Annotated in this window: 14 protein-coding genes; 6 read left to right on the top strand and 8 right to left on the bottom strand. The window is 68.8% G+C overall.

The window, feature by feature from the left end; genetic code table 11:
* The first annotated feature begins 369 nt into the window (after positions 1–369).
* Complete coding sequence (locus tag ACWCPF_RS38210; protein WP_451049732.1) at positions 370–4,332, top strand: NACHT domain-containing protein; 3,963 nt, start codon at positions 370–372, stop codon at positions 4,330–4,332.
* A gap of 389 nt (positions 4,333–4,721) precedes the next feature.
* Positions 4,722–5,447, top strand: coding sequence for a hypothetical protein (locus tag ACWCPF_RS38205; RefSeq protein WP_451049731.1), 726 nt, complete (start codon positions 4,722–4,724; stop codon positions 5,445–5,447).
* Between the two features lie 253 nt (positions 5,448–5,700).
* Here the strand turns inward: ACWCPF_RS38205 and ACWCPF_RS38200 are convergent, their stop codons facing one another.
* Positions 5,701–5,958, bottom strand: coding sequence for a site-specific integrase (locus tag ACWCPF_RS38200; protein ID WP_451049734.1), 258 nt, complete (start codon positions 5,956–5,958; stop codon positions 5,701–5,703).
* Positions 5,959–6,195: 237 nt separating this feature from the next.
* Entirely contained in the window at positions 6,196–7,461 is a 1,266-nt protein-coding gene (locus ACWCPF_RS38195) for a hypothetical protein (RefSeq protein ID WP_451049730.1), read from the bottom strand.
* 1,674 nt (positions 7,462–9,135) lie between these two features.
* On the opposite strand from ACWCPF_RS38195, the gene ACWCPF_RS38190 reads away from it, so the two are divergent.
* Positions 9,136–9,456 (top strand): hypothetical protein, encoded by a 321-nt coding sequence (locus ACWCPF_RS38190; protein WP_451049729.1) that lies wholly within the window; start codon positions 9,136–9,138, stop codon positions 9,454–9,456.
* Positions 9,457–9,925: 469 nt separating this feature from the next.
* Positions 9,926–10,363 (top strand): hypothetical protein, encoded by a 438-nt coding sequence (locus ACWCPF_RS38185; protein WP_451049728.1) that lies wholly within the window; start codon positions 9,926–9,928, stop codon positions 10,361–10,363.
* A gap of 514 nt (positions 10,364–10,877) precedes the next feature.
* Here the strand turns inward: ACWCPF_RS38185 and ACWCPF_RS38180 are convergent.
* From ACWCPF_RS38180 to ACWCPF_RS38170, 3 genes are all read right to left on the bottom strand, one after another.
* Positions 10,878–11,438, bottom strand: coding sequence for a hypothetical protein (locus ACWCPF_RS38180; RefSeq protein ID WP_451049727.1), 561 nt, complete (start codon positions 11,436–11,438; stop codon positions 10,878–10,880).
* 500 nt (positions 11,439–11,938) lie between these two features.
* A complete protein-coding gene (locus ACWCPF_RS38175; protein ID WP_451049726.1) occupies positions 11,939–13,063 on the bottom strand; it encodes an NAD(P)/FAD-dependent oxidoreductase in 1,125 nt (374 codons plus the stop codon).
* Positions 13,064–13,088: 25 nt separating this feature from the next.
* Positions 13,089–14,726 (bottom strand): LodA/GoxA family CTQ-dependent oxidase, encoded by a 1,638-nt coding sequence (locus ACWCPF_RS38170; RefSeq protein ID WP_451049725.1) that lies wholly within the window; start codon positions 14,724–14,726, stop codon positions 13,089–13,091.
* Positions 14,727–15,156: 430 nt separating this feature from the next.
* Between ACWCPF_RS38170 and ACWCPF_RS38165 the strand changes: the two genes are divergently transcribed.
* Positions 15,157–15,864: a DUF899 family protein gene (locus ACWCPF_RS38165; RefSeq protein WP_451049724.1), complete on the top strand. Its 708-nt coding sequence runs from the start codon at positions 15,157–15,159 to the stop codon at positions 15,862–15,864.
* 21 nt (positions 15,865–15,885) lie between these two features.
* On the opposite strand, the gene ACWCPF_RS38160 is transcribed toward ACWCPF_RS38165, so the two are convergent.
* Both ACWCPF_RS38160 and ACWCPF_RS38155 read right to left on the bottom strand, forming a co-directional pair.
* A complete protein-coding gene (locus tag ACWCPF_RS38160) occupies positions 15,886–16,647 on the bottom strand; it encodes a hypothetical protein (protein ID WP_451049723.1) in 762 nt (253 codons plus the stop codon).
* A 586-nt stretch (positions 16,648–17,233) separates the two neighbouring features.
* Complete coding sequence (locus ACWCPF_RS38155; RefSeq protein WP_451049722.1) at positions 17,234–18,496, bottom strand: MFS transporter; 1,263 nt, start codon at positions 18,494–18,496, stop codon at positions 17,234–17,236.
* 368 nt (positions 18,497–18,864) lie between these two features.
* Between ACWCPF_RS38155 and ACWCPF_RS38150 the strand changes: the two genes are divergently transcribed.
* Positions 18,865–19,602 (top strand): hypothetical protein, encoded by a 738-nt coding sequence (locus ACWCPF_RS38150; RefSeq protein ID WP_451049721.1) that lies wholly within the window; start codon positions 18,865–18,867, stop codon positions 19,600–19,602.
* 42 nt (positions 19,603–19,644) lie between these two features.
* Here ACWCPF_RS38150 and ACWCPF_RS38145 read toward each other — a convergent pair whose 3' ends face one another.
* On the bottom strand, positions 19,645–20,397 hold the full coding sequence (locus ACWCPF_RS38145; protein WP_451049720.1) for a hypothetical protein: 753 nt from the start codon (positions 20,395–20,397) through the stop codon (positions 19,645–19,647).
* Between the last annotated feature and the right edge of the window lie 112 nt (positions 20,398–20,509).

Below are 20,509 nucleotides of genomic sequence, written 5' to 3'. Positions count from 1 at the left end.
CGTGTCGTCCGGCGCCACGAAGAACTTCACGATGATGCTCACCTGGGCATCATGCCCGACTATCCAGAGCCATGATCGGCCGGACAAGTCCTAGCGGGGACGATGGTGTGGGCGGGCTTGCGGCGGCGGTGAGCCATGGTGGGTTTCCCCCTGGGTGGCGATGCGGATGGTGGTGCGCCGGGCCCGGCGTGGGTTCCAGATTGGGCTGGTGAGGGTGATCTGGTCCCAAGTGCGGGGTGCGTGAGGTGGGTTGGGTACTAATCTGCTGGTCCGCGCTGGTGCGGCGCGGTCGCCTGATGCACCCGTTTCAGGCGGCCGCCAGCCTTGAGGTGGCGCGGCACAGGGCCGGCATCAGGGGGGACCAGGGCTGTGGGAGTTCACCGCGAGACGCTCTACCGCAGGCTGCGCACCCTGCGCACGGACGCGGAGACCGCGTACAGGGAGCGGCACGGGGTCGGTGGCTTTCAGGCGCCGCTGGAGCGGGCGGTGCGCAGGACCGGGCTGCCGGGCACAGCCTTGTTCGAGGGGAAGGTTGCCAGCCGGTGGGCACCGCAGCGCCTGGAAAGGTTCAGTACTCCTCGGTCGGACAGTGTCGAGCAGGTCCTGGCTGTCATCGCGGTCTGGGAGTCGTGGACCAGCATCCGAACGCTCGGGACGGATGGCCGGATCCGGCAGGCATGGCTTGCTTCGGAGGCGTGCAAGGACTGGCGGCGACTCCTTGAAGCGGCCCAGCGGGAGATCGCCGATGCACGGCGGCGCGCGCAAGCGTCCTCCGGCAAGGAGGCGGAGGTGGATGCCGCTGTCGCCCGCTACTTCGAGCGGTTGGTGCAGACGTGCGGGCGGTTGAACCTCGACGTCCTCGGCCCGGGTGAGCGGGCGGGTGAGCAGCCCGCGATCCGGTTGCGGCAGGTGTTCGAGGTGCCGCTGATCTCGTGGGATCCGCCCAAACCGGAGCTGCCGGCCCCGTTGTGGCAGGAACTTGTGGAGCGTGGGGAGGTGTCGGCCGAGGATTTGCCGCCAGGCTTGCACACGGAGCAGGTCGCAGCGTGGCGCACGTCCCGTGTGGAGCGGCCGCCGGTGCCGGTGGTGGAGGCGGTGGCCTCATCGCAGGGTCGGCGGCTGGTGCTGCTGGGGGATCCCGGGGCAGGCAAGTCGACGCTCTCGCGCTATCTGGCGCTGGCGCTCGCCGGCGGCCTGGAGGAGGTGCCGGCCGAGCTGAAGGACTTGGTGGAGGCGGGCACGGTGCCCGTGGTCGTGGAGCTGCGGCATCTCGCCGACGGCGAGCGGTGGCGAGGCCGGACGGTGGAGGACTTCTGGGGGGAGTTCGACGCCACCGAACGGATGGGGCTGCCGCGGGACGCCTTCGAGTGCCTGCTGGAGCGCGCCCCTCGGCCGGTGCTGGTGGTGTTCGACGGCTTGGACGAGATTTTCGACCCCGCCCGGCGTGCCGAGGTCGCCCGGCAGGTGGCTGCGTTCGCCGAGGTCCACGAGCACGTGCGGGTGATCCTCACCTCGCGTGTCGTCGGATTCGCCCCGGGGGTGTTCGCGGCCGCAGACTTCAGCCAAGCCAAGCTGGAGGATCTGCCGAGGCGGCAGATCGAGTCGTTCATCCGGCGCTGGTACACCGCCGCGCACCCTGCAGACCCGGGCGAGGCCGCTCGCCTGAGTGAACGTCTCATCAGCGCCGTGTGGGGATTCGCGTCGGTGGCTGAACTCGCCGGCAACCCGCTGCTGCTGACCATCCTGGCCTCCATCGGCCTGGGAGCCACCATCCCCCGCGATCGCCGCGAGGTCTACCGCCATGCCGTCGATGTACTGACCGGTCGCTGGGACCGTGATGCCAAGCACCTCTCTCTCCCCCGCCAGGCCCACCCCGATGTCGCCGCTGCTATCGACGAACTCGACAGCGGCCTGCTCCAGGAGCTCCTCGAACGCCTGGCCCGCCACCTTCAGGCAAGCGCCGGCAGCGCCGAAGGCAGCACGCTCATCGCCCGCACCGACCTCACCACGATGATCGCCGAGTACGTCATCGACATGAACTACCCACCGCATGTCGGACGCATCGTCGCCCATGCCATGGTCGAGCGGCTGCACCACCGCGCGTTCCTGCTGCACCCCTACGGCGCCGGCATGTACGGCTTCGTCCACCGCACCTTCCTCGAGTATCTCGCCGCCCGCGACCTCAGCCAGCGCTACAGCAGCCGCGAATGGACCCCCGAGCAGCTCATCGACATGCTCGCCGAACGCGCCCTGAGCCCCGTCTGGCACGAGGTGATCCTGCTGTTCATGGGCCAGATCAGCCGTCAGGCAGAAGCCGAACATGCCACCTTCATCGCACGGCTGCTCCGCATGCACCGCCGCCGCAATACCACTGTCTACAGTCGAGCAGGCGGCGACTCAGAATTTATGGAATTCGCCATCCGTGTGCTCGCAGAAGCCCATCGCATCCCCCGAGCGCCCTCTGAGCCCGGCGACCATCCTGAACGCTCGCTCGCCATCCAGAGCGACGCTGTCATCGACACGCTCACCGCCCATCTTTCGAACCATTCCTGGGCAGTGCTGGACGGCGCTGTGCCCGCGTTGATGTCTTTTCCTTGGTCGTGGTCCGGCCGCGAACGATACCAACGCTGGCACCGTACGGAGATCCCTTCCGATACAGGACGCACAAAGGATGTCGTCGCAGCCTCGCTGTGCCGCACACCCCAGGAAGCCAGCCACCTCGCTCGAATTCCCTGGGGAGGCAGAACGCCAACTGCCGCGGTGCGCGTGCTGGGGGAGCGCTGGCCCGACCGCGAAGACGCCTACGCCGCCGTCCTCGAGACCGCTCGCGATCCCAATGCCAGCACATCCGCCCGCGATGTTGCCGTGGAGGTGCTGGGGGAGCGGTGGCCCGACCGCGAGACCACCTACACGACCATCCTCGACGCAGCCCGCAACGTCCACTCCGTCTCCCGAGACGTCGCGGTGCGTGTGCTGGCGGAGCGGTGGCCTGAGCGAGAAGAGGCCTACACCGCCGTCCTCGACACCGCGCGCGACCCGGACGCCGGCGGCTTCGCCCGCTCTGCCGCTCTGCGCGTGCTGGGGAAGCGGTGGCCCGACCGTGAAGATGTCTACACCGCCGTCCTCGACAGCATCCGAGACCCCAATGCCAGCACGAACGCCCGCGATGTCGCCGTCCATGTGTTGGGGAAGCGGTGGCCCGACCGCGAAGACGCCTACACCACCATTCTCGACACCGCCCGCAACATCGACTCGGTCTCCTGCCACGTCGCCATGAGAGTGCTGGGGGAGCAGTGGCCCGACCGCGAAGACGCCTACGCCGCCGTCCTCGACACCGCCCGCAATACCCACTCCAGTTCTCGCGATGTTGCCCTGCAGGTGCTGGGGGAGCGATGGCCTGAGCGGGAAGAGGCCTACGCCGCTGTCCTCGACACCGCGCGCGACTCCGACGCCGGCGACTTCGCCCGCTCTGCCGCCCTGCAGGTGCTGGGCGAGCGGTGGCCCGACCGGGAAGACGCTTACGCCGCTGTCCTTGACACCGCGCGCGACCCGGACGCCAGCACGAACGCCCGTTCCATGGTCGTACAGGTGCTGGGGGAGCGGTGGCCTGAGCGGGAAGAGGCCTACACCGCCGTCCTCGACACCGCGCGCGACCCGGACGCCAGCACGAACGCTCGCTCCGTGGTCGTACAGGTGCTGGGGGAGCGATGGCCCGACCGCGAAGCGACCTACATCGCCGTCCTTGACACTGCCCGCGACCCCAATGCCGGCGACTTCGCCCGTTCTGCTGCCGTGCGTGTGCTGGGGGAGCGATGGCCCGACCGCGAAGCCACCTACACCACCATCCTCGGCATCCAGTCCACTTGCCGTGATGTCGCAGTGCAGGTGCTGGGGGAGTGGTGGCCCGAGCGGGAAGACGCTTACGCCGCTGTCCTTGACACCGCGCGCGATCCCAACGCCGGCACGAACGCCCGCTCTGCTGCTGTGCGCGTGCTGGGGGAGCGGTGGCCCGACCGCGAAGACGCCTACGGCATCATCCTCGAGACCGCCCGCGACCCCAACGCCAGCACGAACGCCCGCTATGCAGCCTTTCGAGTCCTGGCACAGCGGTGGCCGGAGCGCAGAGACGCATGGAACTGCGCAGCGAGAGGCGTAAAGGAAAGCTCCAGCGAAATGCGTGGCACCTGGGTGAAGCTTCTGGTTTTGGTGTGGCCAGAGCTTCAGAAAACAGAGGATCTCCTGCGCCAAATGATCGAAGAATATCCGAATGACATACTCGCAACTTGTGCGCTTTCTTATGTAGTTGCAACTAAGGGGGTTGCAGAAATCTAGTCGCCTGCGAACAGTGCGAGCTTTCCGGTCCAGACCACGATTTCCCGGCCGTCGCCCGCCGGTCGCATCCTGCGGGCACGGAATCTCGACAGCCGTCCGCCCGTGCTGTGGCGGTGAGGTGATCCTGTCCGAGGCGAAACTCGCCCCCGAGGTCGGTTCGCCGAGCACGACCAGGTGTGGGTGACTGCGGCGTCCGCGCTCGACGTCGACCACCTCGTATCTGCAACTGCGATGTCCTGAAGAGGTTTTTGGGCGGCTCACGGTGTCCGCGGCATGCCGCTGACGGTTGTGGACGGGGTGGATGGCGCGGCCTTCTGGCCCACGCCGTGAGCTCCGCGATAGGGTGCCGATCTTGCTGAAATTCGCTACCTCTGGAAATGAAGTACAGGATGCACATCCTGGACAATCCCTCCGAGCTGTCGGAGCGTGCTCAGGATCTCCTCCGTCGTACAGGTCGACGAGAGAATCCGGTCAGGTTCGAAGTCCCGATAGAGATGTGGCGGGTGCACGATCGCGCGGGCCACCTCGTCCCGGCGCCCATGAACCTCATCATCCGATGCGAGGGCTTCGAGCACAGGTTCGGTGGCCTGCGCTACAAGGTGCGGAGCAGCTGGACCTTGGACGGAGAGCGATACGAGACGGCCTACAGCTGGGAATACGAGCATTTCGGCACGAGAACACGGGCCTGGCAGGATCCCGCGCGAGGCGGCTGGTATTTCGAGTGGCGCGGAGAGCGCGTGTCGAAGCCATGCCGGGACCTGATCCATACAGATGGCAGTGTCGGCACCGACGTAAACGGCAGCAGTCCCTACCTCCCCGTCGCCCCCTCGATCACCCACCTGATCGAGTCCCATGCCCTGACCGATGCCGTCTCCGTTTGGCGGCCCTGGCCTGCCGGCGGTTCTGCCGCCGCCTCGGCTGCCGAGACTCTCGACGGACTCGTCCAAGTAACAGAAGCCTCGTGGGAAAGCTCGCGATGGCGACTGTCTGAGTCAGTCGCAGTCTTCGACAACGAAAGCTGGGACCGCGAGAACCCGAGTCGTCGTGTGCGCATTTGGTCGCGGGACGAGGTCGGCCACCGTCAGGTCCAGGAGGCCTTCGAGAGCGGCCGGTGAGCGAGATCTCGGCATTTCGGGTTGCGGATGCCCAACGGCTGAGCCGTTCTCGTATCGGGCCAGGGGTCTGCGCAGAAGGAGGTTCTCGCCGTCGGCAATCTCCAGGTCCTTCCGGCTCTTGTCCTGGGCGAGGCGTGCGACCAGTGCCCGCACCGCAGATGAGGTGGACGGGCGATGGCCGGCTCCGGGGCGGGCCGCCGGGGCCGCCACTGTTTGTCGTGGTGGCTGGCGTCGGTGACGAACTTGTCGCAGGTCAGGCAAGCGTTCCCCCTGGAACAGACCTGCTTCTGCGGGAGCATGCACCACCCGTTCGGCAGCACCCGGTCGGCTCGGCGGTGACCTTCCTGTAGCGCGGAAACTCGCGCTCCGCTGTGGCTGAGGGGGTCTTGGCAACGTGCATGGTCACGGCCGGTGTCAGGTGCCCGAGGCAGCGCATCACGACGTGGATCGGCACGCCTGCGTTGATCAGGTCGGTCGCGCGGCTGTGTCGGAAGGTGTGGGTTCTTGTGATCTAAGGCTGTCGGTGATGGCCAGTGTCCGGGGCAGGGGTCGACATCCGGGGTTGGCACCACGGCGCCATCCGCTTCGGCGCCGACTCGCGGACCCAGCCCCGGAGCCGGGGCCGCGGCGGGCACGTCCGGCCGGGGCGTGGCGGACATCAAGGCCGGCAGGTGGGAACGCCGGGTTGCAGGGATGGCTGGTGGCTCCCTGTCATTCCGGGCCCGCCCGGCGTGCGTACGTGACGGCGTCACTGGGCCTTCGGGGCCGGCTCCACGACGTGTATCGCCTCGAACTTCGGCAGGGCCTTGTCGGCGTATTTCTCGTCGGCATTGTGCGCCTTGAACGCCTTCCAGGCGAGTTGCTCATCATTGAGCGCCTTGTTGTTCTTGTTCCCGATGAGTGCCGTCACCCGGTCCTTGACGTCCGTCCGTCCGAGCGTCATGCCCTCGTCGTCTTCGGCGGACTGCTTCACCTTCGCCCCGATCTCCGGCAGCGACTTCTCGACCGCGTAACGCAGCCAGGCAGCCTGGTCCTCACCCCAGTGCGGCTTACCCCGCTTGGTGTCCATCACCTTCTTCTGCTCGGCGATGTAGCGTGCCGCCGACCGCTCACCGATGCCGATCCCCGCGCCTGCGCCGGCTTTGGCCAGCCGTTCCACGACCTGCCGGTCGCCGACCACGGCGGCGAGGCCCTGGCGTTCCTGGTCGGTGAGGTCCGCGACCGTGGCGGCAGGCGGGGGCTTTTTCTTCTTGTCCTTGGCCTTTTCCTTGCGCCATTCCGCCAGGGCCCGCTGGTTCGCGGGCGCCAGGGCCTTCTTGAGCTCCTTGGGAGTGGCCTGTGCCGCGAGGTCCTCCGCGCTCAGCTTGTTCAGCTCCGCGATCTGCTCCGGCCGCTCGGGAAGCCCGGTGATGACCTCGCTGCGCCAAGCGCCGAACTTCCGCATGCGTTCGAGGTCGGCGTCGTCAAGTCCGGTCTTCGAGAGGTTCGCCGAGACGACGCGGTCCGCCTTCGCCTGGTCGAGGGTGGTTCCTGGCGGAAGCGCCATGACGGCCTGCCAGACCGCCTTGACCGCTGCCGCGCACTTCTTGGCGGCAGCCAGTTCGTCCGGGGTGAGGCCGAACTGGCCGCGGAGTTCCTTGTGTCGCCCCAGCAGGTCCAGCGTCCAGACCAGCGTCGCCTGCACCCTGCTTTTGTAGCTGGCCCGGGTTCCCGAACTGGTGTCGTAGGACGACTCCGTGACGGGCTTATCCTCGCCGCCGACCTCCATCTCCACGATCACGCGCAGGATGTCCGCGATGAGCCGCTCGATCTGCTCGGGCGTGCGCTCCGTCTTGGCTGCGGTGGCGGTGGCGGTGGCGGTGGCGGTGGCGGTCGCTGGCGCCCCGCCCCCGGCCCGCTGGATCATCACCGCGCCCAGGTGGCCGTGCACGCGTTCCGCTCTGGGGGCCTCGGCCCATGTCTGGCGCCCGGCCAGGAGCCGTGTCACCGCCATGTTGCCCGCCAGTCGCTGCAACTCCAGCAGCGAAGCCCGCCCCCGCGCCGGCCCACCCTGACGGAGCCTCTGCCGACCGGTCCGCTCAACGTCGTCCGAGTGCACTGCGGGGGCATGCTGGGTGGTTTGTCCCCGGCGTCGCTGCTCCATGCCATCAGTATTCCCCGGACCACCACCGGCGGCACGACCCGTCCCCGCCCGCTGCCGAGGACTGCCCTTTCGGGCACAACGCGCCTCCCTTCCGGCCGTAGTACGAAGGGCTGCACCTCGAGCGGTGGGCGTGCTGCTCGCTGTGCGAGGGGCGGACAATGCGAGGCCGTGCATTTGAGCTGCTGTGCAAGCCGGGTGCGCTGCCTGGGGCGGCGACCGCGCTGGACCAGGCCCGCGCGGCAGGAAAGTTCACCCCGGTGCACGATGCCTGGTGGGAGGCCGCCAGTTGCGCACACGGCGACGCGGTCGGCACCCGTGCGCTGATCGAAGTCCTGCTACTACACTGGCACATGAGCCATGACCACATCGTTGCCGGGATCGCTGCCGCCCTGCGGGCAAGGCGCTCTGACCTCGGATGCGGTGGCCCTGGAAGCCCGACTGGCCGCCGAACGCGACGCCAGCGGCGAGCCGTGCTCAGACACGGTGCCGTGCCTTTTCGCCTCTCCGGTGGTGTCGCTGACCGCGCGCAGGCTGGCCGCGCTACCCCCGGACCCCAGGCCACTGCCCTCGGTGGCCGCCTACGACCAACTGCTTCGAGAAGCTGAAGGCGAACCCCCCGGAGCAGCCACCAGTCGGCTGACCCCTGGCCAGTCCGAATGCCCGGCTCAGACGAGCACGGACAACGGGTAGGGCCAAAATACTCGTTCACATCACGCCCCCCCATGATCGCTACCTGGGGCCACCAGACTTGTTCCTGTGGGGCCAGCCGACACGTTCGAAGCCAGCCGGGGTCAGAGGCTCGCTGACGGCGCCTGGCTCGGCGCCCGGCAGTTGAGTTTGGTGTGATCCCCCTGGTTCCGTCGTGCTCACGGGCTTAGCAACGAGCGACTATGAGGTCGGCGGACCGACCGCACCCGCCCGTCCGTCCGTGCGCAACAGCGCGTCGCACAACTCGAACAGAGCGTCGCCCCGCGCGTTCAGACACGCGTACAGCTCCGTCGGGAAGCGTGACACTTCCGCGAACGCATCCCGCAGGACGCCCTGACGCCCAAACTCACGACCACGGCCTTCGTGTTGACTTCTCTGCCTCTGCGACGCAGCACATCATCAGATGAAGGCCGCGTTCATGTCCGCTGAACTGCGAGAACGCCGACCAGGTTCGAGCCGCGTTCGACGCCGGACCTCAAGCGACGAGCTAACGCCTGGGCGGGTTCTGTCGGCGAAGGAACTACCCGCGGTGGGCATCCGTGTCGTCGGTGCCAAGCACGATGCGCGGATGGCGCTGCTCGCGCCCAGGAGCGTGGGCTCGGTGCTCAGCGAGGGTCAGCCGAGTGTCAGATCCATCATGCCTGTGCGGAGGCGGTTTTCGGTAGGACGGAGCGCACGTCCGTTCGGACTTGTCGCAGGTGGTCGCCCGCCCGCAGACTCGTCGTCATCCACTCTCCGACGTCCGTGTCGGCATCCGTTCCCGGCTGCCGATGCGTTCGCTGTGCTGTCTCGTCGCGTGACGGGAGGGCCGGGGGGTGAGGGAACGAAGGGGGATCGATGGATCAGGACATGGTTCTGCGGGCGAGGGTCAAGCTGCTCGGCGCCAACCGGCGGGTGGTGCGCGGCGTCGAAGGGCTCTGGATCTACCGCCTGCTGACGCAGGTCGAGCCGGAGGTGTACGGGTCGAAGCTGGCGTACGTCCTGGTGGAAGCCAGTGCCTCGCCGCTGGTGCGGGAGCTGCCCGAGCAACGGCTGGCCCTCTTGGACGAGGCGGTGGCGGTGGGGACGGCCCTCAGCGCCGCGAATCCTTACCGGGCCAAGGTGCTGGCGAGGGCACTCGCCGCCCGGCGGGAACTCGACGGCCGACAGGCGACGTAGCAGGAAACGCGGTATCCGGTGCGCATCAGGTGCGCCGCGCGGTGCGGGGGGTGCGCGGCACCGGATGCGCACCCCCCCCCGCACCGCCGTACTGCATGGAGGTGGTGCGCGCACCCGGTGCGGGGTGCGCACCGCGGGCCCGGTCCAAGGCGGCGGCCCCCAACTGCTCCAGGGTCTCCGCGATGTCCTCGGGGTGCTCGGGTCCTTGGTGAGGATCACCTCGGCAACGCCGAAGATGGCCGAGGCGATGCCCGGGGCCGACGACGCGCACACATCGTCCTCGGTGTGCAGGACGCTCAGGAGGATGCGTCCGAGCCCTTCCAGAGCGACGGAGTCCGAGCTCGGGCCGCCTTGGTCCGGGCTGGGCAGCGCGGCGATCGGGGTGACGACGCGGTCGGCGACGTCCAGGAGCGCCGTGCGCAGCTGCGCGTACTCTCCGAACGTGCTGTCGGCGTGCCGTGCCCGGCCGATGCTGCTGCCCGTCCTCGATACCAACGCGCTGCTGGTCGAAGTTTGTGCTCTGGCCAAGGCCGGCGGTCGGCAGGACCGGGTCACCGCGCTGGCCGTCACCGGCCGCGCTACCCCGTACACCGCCGCGCACGTCCCTGGCGAAGTCGACGAACACCGGCCCAGGATGGCTGCCCACTTCGAGGTGCCGGAACGTCAGGCACGCCGCGTGCTTGATCAGCAGATCCTGCCCGCCCTTCGAGTGGTTGACCTGGAGATCCGAGACCACCTGACCGCGCAGACCCGGCACATCGTGCACGTCGACCCCAAGATGCCGCGGAAGTACCGGGGCGACCCGGACGACGCGCCCACGATGGCGCTCGCGGAGTTCCTGGGGCCGTGCGTCATCGTCTCCAAGGACAGCGTCTTCTCCCGCTTCGGATACTCAGTCATCGACTGAATCCCCGTCGCGGAGAGCGTGCTGCGCCTGGCCCGCCCGGAGGCCACCGACCCGAACGCGCTGGTACTCATCGACATCGCGTTCCAGCTATAAGGCACCGGCGTTCACCGCCTGGTGGTCCTCGCCGCGAACAACCCGCTGGCCGCGACGGCCGTCGTGGGTGGGCTGCTGTGGTGGTGCCGCCGGCCGCCACGGCTACCTGAGCCGCGTCAACGGGAGACGTCGCCTGTCGCAGGCAGGGGGTATCGAGGCCGCTGCTGGAATTGGCGAAAGCCGGGATGACCGAGTACCAGGCACTCAGCGACGCACTCCTGGTGGGCACACCGACGAGCAGAACACCGCCGACGCCATCACCGAAGGCATCAGCGGACCACCAAAATCCCGGCACAGCCGCGGCCCGGTGGCGTCGTCCGTGACCACGACCAGCCGCAGCCGGGGCGCTCCGTCACTGGCCACGCGGCCACCACGCGGTGGGCAACCGCACCCGCCCCGCCCCTGGCCGGCAGGCCGTTCCTTATGGCAGAGCAGGTGGCCACTGTGCGCCGGGACACAAGGTGAGGACGGCGAGTGCGTCCTGCGCGGCCATGGGGCCGAAGACCGTGGTCTGGGCTGCTTGTCCAGGGTGGAAGAGCACGTAGTGGGCGGCCAGGTAGGACAGGTCGCCCCAGGCTTCGCGCTTGTGGGCACGGCCCAGAAGTTGCCCACAGCGGACGCAGGCGATCCACGGGACCACGAGCAGACCGGCAAGCTCTGGCGCGGAGCTGAGCGAGGCCCCGTTCAACGTGACGGCGTCTGCCAGGGCGACCAAACGCACGCTGAGGCTGTCGGAATCAGTGGAGCGGCACTGCCTGATCTGTTCGTCAAGGGCTTCACGCTGGCCCCACTCTTCAGCGGTGACTGCCAACTGTGCACGGATTTCCTCGCCAATCGGAATGCCCTGGGCGAGCAGCCCGGAGACGACCAGGTCGAGGGCGGACTCCTGCTCTCCGATGGAGCAGGAGTCCATGACCTCTTGCGCGTGCGCAGGAGGAAGGAGGGCGGCCAAGGTCCGCCACACAGTTGCTTCATCTGCCACACAGGCAGGCTATCCATCCCCCGGAGTGGCCCCAGAAGCGGCCAGTCATGGCGACCCGCTAGAGGCGACAAGCCCCCGACTGCACGTCACGCCCGCTCGACTTGTCAGCGCGAGGATGAACCAGGCGGTGAAGCAGGCCGCGACGATGAAAGTCCAGCGAGGGCCGGAAAACCAGCAAGGGCGACCAGGGCAATGATCGTGACGACCAGGCCAGGCTATGGGGCTCCGTCAACGCCGTCAGTGCCGTTCCCACGGCGGGGTTTGGTGTCGACCTTGTGGTGGGCGGGACGGTTGGCCCACGACGAGCATCACCGGATGGCTCTGCCCGAGGCATGGGGCGAGCTGAGCCGTTGCCTGTCCCGGGTCGGCCGGTGCCGAACAGGTGGCCAGAAGCATGCGGTCCGTAGCACGGGCGCCGGCTGGGGCGTGGCGGACGCGCCGGGCGACGGCGTGTTCGACAGCCCGACCAGGACACGTTCCTGGTCGGAGAACCGCACCGCTCAGCGCCGACGGTTCCAGAACGGGGTGTCCCAGCGTTGTTCCCGGCGGTACTGCGCGGCCTGTGTCTCCAGGTACTCGGCCTGAACGGCTGTCATACGGCGGGCGTAGGCCGCCATGGCATTGGCGTCACCGGCCCGGGCGGTCAGGATCGCCCGTGCCCCGAGCAGGCCGGTGGCCAGTGCGGTGACGATCCCCCGGGCAGCCAGCGGGTCGGTGGCGGTGGCGGCGTCTCCCACCGCCACCCAGCCCGGGCCGGCCGCGGGAGCGGCGCAGGACGAGCCGGCGGCGAGCACGCGCAGCCGCCGCGGCGGTCGCTCCCAGCCGGCGATCCGTTCCCGGATATGACCGGCATGCTGCACCTGGGTCCACCACACGCCCGGGTCGAGCAGACGCACGTCGGCGAGGAGATCGGCATCGGTCATGGCCATCAGAATCCGCTCACCACCGGGTAGCGGGGCGGTGTACCACCACCCCCAGCGAGTGGACTGCACCAGCGACGTGCGGTCCAGGTGGGTGCGGTCCAGGTAGACGGCCCGCCTCCTCGGCGGGCCCAACAGCCCGGCGACCGCGATCAGGCGGTCGGAGCGGGTGCGTGCCGCGCCGACGCGACGAGCCAGCCGAGCGGCCCGGCCCGTGGCGTCCACCAGAAAACCGGCCTCCAGGACAATGCCCTCGCCAGTGGTGATCTGCCAGTGGTTCTGATGCCGACGGGCGTCGCGGACCTGTCCGGCGAGCCAGAGAGCACCACTCGCGCGGGCCGCTTCCAGGAGGGCGGCGTCGAACCGGGTGCGGTCCAGATGCCAGCCCTCGCCGTACGGACCGAGCCGATGGTCCACCTCGGTGAGCGCATCCTGGCCCCAGGCGGCCTGGTTTCCGTGGCAGGGAGTGTGCCCGGCGTCGGCGAGCCCGTCGAGCACCCCCAGTCGTTCGAGAAGCGGGCGGGCGGTGGGAGCGAGACTCTCTCCCACCCGCCAGCCGGGGGAGCTCACCGGGGAAACGAGGACGACGCTCGCCCCTGCCCGGACGAGGGGCAGCGAGGCTGCGCACCCGGCGGGGCCTGCGCCGGCGACGAGAACGTCGAAGCGCCCGCTCCTCCCACGGCCGCTCGGCCCGCCGCTGTCCAACGCGCCGCTCCCGCCTCTGCCCGGCCTACCCGGTCGCGTGGTCGGTCCGTTCCGTCTCGACCAGGATCACCTCGCCGTTCGGCAGGGTCCGGGCGACGATGAACCCGAGAGTGCTCCACTTCTCGACCATGTCGTTCATACCCTTTTCGTCGTTTTTACCGTCGCCGACACCGCGGTCCCACTCCTGGAACGCCCCGGCCGCCGCGTCCTGTACCAGCCCGTCGTGCGCCGGCTCGGGAAGGACTTCATCGGGCCGGGAGGCCGGCCACCAATGGGTCTTGCACATGTAGAAGTCGGCCTGCCAGGGCAGGGCCATGTACTTGGTGACATCACCGGCGACCAGATCCTCGCGCAGTCGGAAGGGTGCTGCCCAGGTGGACTGCACGTCAGCGATGTACGTCATCTCGATGCCCGGGAGGAATCCGCCGCCGCTCGCCGTCTCCAGCGCGGCGCGCACCAGGGCGTGGGGCTGGTCGGCCAGTGCGAGAGCCTCGAACGGGAGCGGGGCGGGCACTCCCGTCCAGTCGGCCAGGAAGTCGCCGGCGGCCCAGCGCTGCATCTGCGCGTACTGGCCGGGCAGCAGCGTCAGCCACGTCCGCGGCTTGTTGAGCTGAGCCTTCCCGTCATCGCCGGACAGGAGGGGCATGAACCCCTTGTTCGCCTGGCTGGTGTCGTCCACCAGTCCGGGCTTGCGCAACCTCTTGAAGACGTTCTGACGCGCGGTGGCGTTGTCCGGGGCGTTCGAGGACAGCCGGGCGAGACGGGCCGGCGTGAAGAAGTTGCGTCGAGGGTCGCCGTGCGTCTTCCGCGCCGTCTCGTTGACCCATGCGAACGAGACCGGGCGGGCGAGCAGCGGGTAGATGTCGCGGGTGAAGGAGACCTCCGGCGGCGTGGGCAGTCCGCCCGATGCGCGGGCGACCTCCAGGACGACGTCGTAGAGGGTGACCAGGCTCGGTACGGCGGGGGCGTAATCGGGCGGGCCCACCACGCACCAGGCCGAGGTCACCGGGACCCGGCGCCCGTCCGGGCCCAGGCGCACGGTCGCGCTGACCGAGCCGTCGGAGACGTCGTCGAACCAGCGGTCGTTGTTGGCGTAGTCGCGGACCGGATCGGCGGGCTCCACCGAAGCCGACGTGCCGAAGCCGCCGAGGACGAGCAGCCGACCGGCCTCGTCGGTGCGCAGTTCGCCCAGGGGAACCGGGGTGCCCAGGAACGTTCCGCTGTCGAACCTGGCATCCGTGCCGTCCTGGGACGGACCGGTCACGCTGCGCGGCCCCGGCCGGATGACCAACCGCGCCCGAGCGGCGGGATCAGCGGGATCGATGTGCTGATTACGGCGGGCGGAGTCGGCGGTGGACTCATGGAAGCGCCCGGCGAACGTGAACCACTCACCCTTGGCATTGGCCAGTTCGGCGGTCCAGACGATCTGAGCCTCGGCCGACGTGAGCTCGCCCAGGACGGTGCCGGCCCGGTCATAGGCGTACACACGGAACCGGGCGGCCTGACGCTTGATCCGCCCGTCGGCGTCCTTGAAACCGCCGGACGGACTCGACGGGATCCCGGGGGCCTCCGAGCCGATGAAGAACCCGTCGGGGCTGTTGCCCACCCGGGCGATGCCGATCGTGGGATGGATCTCGCAGCGTGCGACGTCATCGAGATTCATGTCAGCTCCCGGTGAGGGCGAAAGGTTCGGGATCGAAAGACCAGTGATGGTGCTCCGGCTCAGCTGGGCGCGGAGTACATGACGGCGTCCCGGAACGGCTCTCCTTCGGCTGGCCGGTGCTGTGGTGCACCGCTCTCGTCCTCACGAGGGTGCGGCAACGCTGAATGTTCGCTCGCCACCCGCTTGAGTCCGGCGGTACGGCCCAGCCGTGGAGGACGCATCCATCGTCCCCCCGATCGTGGGTGGTCGCAATCCAGTGGCGAACCGTTGCAACCCGGTGCCGGCATGTGTTCCGAGGCGATGTCCGAGGGACGAGCGGCACAACTGGTCGCTTCAGGTGAACCGCGTTGCGCGCCTGGCGTACCACGGCGGGTCGACCTGTTCTTCTGGGCGGTGAGCCGCGCCGAACGGCGACTGACGAGGAGGAAAAATGCGCGTGACCAACCTCGGCAACGAATCCGCACAGTACACCGCTGCCGTCGAAGAACTGCGCCGGGCGGAGGCCGAGATGATGCGCCGGCGCGAGCACGTCGCCGAGCTGAAGCGACGCCTGCCCGAGGGCCCGGCCGTCGAGGACTATCTGTTCCACGAGGGGCCGGCCGACCTGGCAGCCGGGGACGATCCGGTGCGCGACGTCCGGCTCAGCGAGCTGTTCTCCGGCCCTGACCGGCCGCTGATGCTCTACCACTTCATGTACGGCAAGGAACGGGACCGGCCCTGCGCCTCGTGCACGATGTCGATCGACGGCTTCCAATCGGTCGCCGACCAACTGGCCGGCACTCTTGACTTCGCCGTCGTGGCCGCCGCCGAACTGCCCGCGCTGCGCGCGTACGCCAGGGAACGGGGCTGGACGGGCCTGCGGCTGCTCAGCGCGGCACCCAGCCGCTTCAAGTACGACCTGGGCAGCGAGGACTCCGCCGGTGGCCAGGACGCCACCTTGTCGGTGTTCACCCGCGACGAAGGCGGCGCGGTCCGCCACTACTACAGCACCCGTGTGCGGATGGCCGACGGCGGCGGCTACGACGGCGACGGCGACGGCGACGGTCAGCAGGCCACCGACCTGCTCAGCCCCGTCTGGCACCTGCTCGACCTCACCCCGCAAGGCCGTGGCGGCTGGTATCCCCGGCTCCCTTGGTGACGGTCGGAAGGTGTCACTGCGTCAGCGAGGCGTCAGTTCGCCGGTTTCGAAATACAGCTCTGTGCCGGCCTCGACCTCGATCGTGACCTGCCCGCCGTTGACCGCGGCGACGGCAGCCGTTCGTTCACGTTCCCCGAGCTTCCCGCCGGGCTCGTCCGGACGACCTGTGACGGTGACCTCGATGCCATGGCGCAGCTGCTCGTCGGACACCTCCAGGCCCTGGACACCGGCCGTCATCAGGTGATCGAACTCCTGACGGCTCGTGGGCCGGAAGGGGCCGGTGATCCAATGCGCCAGGAACCGCTCGGGCCCCTTGCCGAACAGGAGGTACGTCAACTCCTCCGGCTGTTGGTCGGCCGCGGTGAACTTGTGGTGGTTGACCACGTTGGTCACGTTCACCATGACATCGGAGGCGATCTCGACAGGCGTCTCGGGGTGGGCTTGCGGCTGTTCGAAGTGGTTGCGGAACAGACTCCCGGTGAACGACGTGCGGGCGGGCGGTTCGCCGTTCTCGCCGGGATAGAGCTCGGAAAGCGTGAACACCTCGGGGGCGAAGGTGTAGAGCCGGGCCTCCGGATGCGCCTTGCGGTCGTCGCGATACGCGCGGTGGGCAGCCCCGAAGGCAGCTTGCACGATCGTCTGCTCGTTGTGCGGTGGTTCGGTCATCGGCAGGTGGGAGAGGAAGGGGGTGCCGTCGCCCACCACCGCCATGCCGTGGAAGGCAGGGGCGTCGGGTTGCGGGTGTCCACCTGGGTGGTGCATGTGGCCGCCGTGCTCGTCCATGGCTCTCCACCTGTTCGCTCGGACCCGCCGGGGGCTGCTGTCGGATGGCGGCGGTGTGTGGATTCAGAGCGCGGTCAACGATCCCGCGCGCGGGAACGACCGGCCCCGGGCGCGCGAGGAGCATCCTGGCGCGCCTGTGCCCCTGTTCCAAGCATGTGACGGGCCCGGTTGTGACGCATCTTGGGAGGGCGGCCCGGTGCGTGGGCTGGAATCCATGCGTTCGACGAGCGCCGGGGGAGAGCTACAAACCGCTCTGAATGGGACGGTGTTGTCGTCATGACGGCAGGATCTTCATCGTCTGCTGTGCCGCCCAGGTGGCGACCGTGACGGGGAGGTCTCACAGACCGACCGGGCGTTCGCCCACCGCCTTCATGGATAGCTGGCCGTCATCAGGGTGCTGCCGTCGGAGCTGAGGCAGTGGCATATCAGGGTTGCAGCGATGGCAGTGAACGCGAGAAGTGTTCCGGCTTGCGCTCGTGGCAGCGGTGGAGGCGTCGGCAACCGGACAGCCAGGCGGTGAGGTGCCCGCCGTGGCAGGTCCTGTTCCGCGCGGCCTCCCGCCGAACCGGGCATGACGGTTTCCCGGTCATCCGGCTCTGGCGGACTTCTCGAACTCGGTGGTCACCCGGGCCCCTCGGAAGAGCACCGGGAGCCACAGGAGACATGCCAGCAGGGGGACCGCGGCGTAGGCGGCCATGCCCGCGCTGGAGCCCAGCCCGTCCATGAGCGCGCCGAGGACGAGATAGCCGATGCCGATGAGGGCCGACTCCACGAATGCGATCATCGACAGCAGGCTCGCCCGGTGGCGCGACGGCACGGCCTCGTTGAACGCGTTGTCTACGATCACGGCGGTGATCTCGGGAATCCCGACCAGGGCCAGGAACGCGGCGATGGTGACCCAGACAAGGCCGAGGCCGCTCAGGCCGAGTGCCGCGGCGAGCGTCAGGAGGGACACCGGGACTATGACGCGATACCCGATGCGCCGGTCCGCGCGGTCCGAGAGCAGCGGAGTGAGCCCGCCGGCGAAGAATCCCGCCGATATGACCACGCTGACCAATGCGGTGCCCGCTCCCTGATCGGAGAGGGCCTTCTGCGTAAAGATGATGTACGGCGTCAACGTCGCATGCATCAGTCCGGAGACCACGACAAGCGTCACGAGTGCCGGCGTGGCGACTCGAAGCATCGCCCGCCATGCTGTGGCGTCGCCGTGTTCCTCGGCTTCGTCCTGCTCGTCCACCGCGTCCGCGCCGCGGATCTCGGGCACCCGTGACATCAGCACCACCACGGCCAGGGCGAGGCATGCAGCCGAACCGGCGTAGACGACTCCCCAGGAGATCTGCTGCAGTTGGCCGCCGAGGACGATGGCGGCTCCCGAGGTGACCGTCCCGAGCATGGTGAACCGGGACTTGATCCTGACGTAGTCGGCCGTTGCACCACGACGCACGAGCAGGTCGTACAGCAGGGCGGTGTCCGAGCCGGACACACATGCCATGCCCACGCCCTGCCCGATGAACAGCGCCAGGAACACCCAGTAGTGGGAGAACGTCCCCTGGCCGAGCAGACATCCGGCTATCAGCATCTGGCCGATCACGATGCTGGCACGCCTGCCGATTCGGTCGGCGAGGACTCCCGTCGGCAACTCCGACAGTCCGCTGACCAGGTAGAGCAGCGTCTGCAGTAGGGCCACTTGGCCGGCGGAGAAGCCTCGCTGCTGAAGGAAGAGGACGAATACGCCGCGCTGGAAGAGCGAGTTGGCGAGCACGGCGTACACGTAGAACGGTCGCGTGACACTTCGTGCTGCATGGTCGACTGCAGCCGAACCGCCAAGGGCCTCCGCGGTGCCGGTCACGCTGCGGGCTCCCTGGTGACTCCGGTGATCATTAGTGTTGGGCCTCCGTAGCCGACCGGAACCTCCAGCCCGTACTTCGCGCAGGATATTGGGCCGGCCATCCGCTCGTCGAGGACGAACCGGGCATCGCCGAGGCGCGCTTCAGCCGCCTTGCCCAGCTGGCCTGTGGGGCGGCGTGCTGCCCGAGGTCACGCTGCCGGCGGCATGGCCCGAAGGCGCCGGAGGTCGCCGAGCTCGGCTGAGCCCGTGCCGACGGTGTTCAGCCAGGGGGAAGCATGTCGCTGACGGGTCGGAGCGTGCCGCCGGGCTATAGGTGGAGATCGTCGGAATCTTGCCCATTTCCGGCGGTCACCGAGAAGGAGTGAACAATGGCCGACCCCGAGCTGGACGTAGACGGAATCGCCGTACTGCGCAACAAGGTGAGCATCGGTAAGTACGACCCCGACTGGGTGGAGAACGCCGCACAGCTGGAGGTGTCCAACAGCAGGGAAGGCGGCGGGAACAACAGTCACGCCGTGAACGCGTACTCCAAGACGGGCGTCGGGGTGGACGCGACCAGCGCGACCACCTATGGCGTGGTCGCGAGCGGCGGTTACAAGGCCGCCTGGTTCCGTGGCGACGTCATGGTGGACGGAAAACTCACCAAAACCACCCTTGAATTCACCATCGACCATCCGCTGGAGCCGGAGAGCAAGTACCTCAATCATGCTTCCGTGGAGAGCGACGAGAGGAAGAACGTCTACGACGGAGAAGTCGTCCTGGACGGGACCGGAGGCGCCGAAATCGTCCTGCCGGACTGGTTCCCGGCACTCAACGAGCGGTTCCGCTACCAGCTCACGGCCGTCGGCCGGGCGGCCCCGAACCTGCATGTGGGACAGGAGCTGGACGGCAATCGGTTCACCATCGCCGGAGGCGACCCCGGCACGCGCGTCTGCTGGCAGGTGACCGGGGTCCGGCACGATCCCTACGCGCGCGCCAACCCGCTGGTCGTCGAGACCGCCAAGAGCGGGGACGAGCACGGCAAGTACCGGCATCCCGAGGCGTACGGACTGTCGCTCGAGCGGCGGATCGTACCGCCCGCGTACGTCTCACCCGTGAGGGCGTGAGACGACGGCATGAGAGGGCGGCCCGCGCAGTGATCAACCGGACTAACCGGACTGCCGGGCCGCCTCGGCCAAGGCGGTGAGGATGCGCTGGGTCTTGTTCTCGGACTGCTCGGAGACCGTCAGCCCGCGCTCGCGCACCGCTTCGATCAGGCGTCGCTGCTTGCGCTCGGCCCGCGCGGTGAATTCGTCGGCGCTCTCGCCGTTCTTGGGCTTCACCCGGATCGAGACCTCCAGGAATTCCAGTCCGGCGGCCGACCAAGTCTCCAGGTTCACCTCCAGGTCCCCGAGCGGAACGTCCCGGGCCTTGGCGGAGAAGACCGGACCCAGCGCCACCAGCCCGTCGAGCCGCACCGCGGGAGCGCAGACGTCCACGAACTGGTCCTGCACCTCGTGGATCGGCGCGGCGGGATCGGCTCCGGGCTGCACCGCGGCCGCCAGCGCGCCCGGCGGGTGATCGTGCACCAGGGAGGCGGCCAGCACGCGGCCGCTCACCGACCAGTCCTCCTCGACGCCGTAGGCGAGCGGCCCCGACTCGAAGGGCGCGGAGAACCTTCCGACCAGCCGCTCCCGCTCACACGGACGCAACTTGACGGTCAGCTCGTCCGGGCCGCCACCGCCGATCCTGAACCGTACGATCACCCCGCCCTCCAGCAGGGGCAGTCGCCCCTGGGCGACGCCGTCGCGGTCCTCGGCGAACCAGATCCGACGCATCGTCATGGCGTGGCCGTCCGACCCGCCGAGGGCATCCAGCCCCGCCACCACGTTGACCTTGATCTCGACCGGCAATAGGTCCATCGCTTGGTTCCCTCACCCTTCCCCGTGCACGGAGGTCGGTCGTGGACGCCGGCGCGGATCACGCGGCGCCGCGGCCAGCCTTCGCGACGCGTCCGCCGCCTCGCCCGGTCCG

The sequence above is a fragment of the Streptomyces sp. NPDC001858 genome (genome assembly GCF_053594615.1).
Note: the sequence above shows the minus strand (reverse complement) of the source record. Positions and strands in the feature narration are given on the sequence as shown.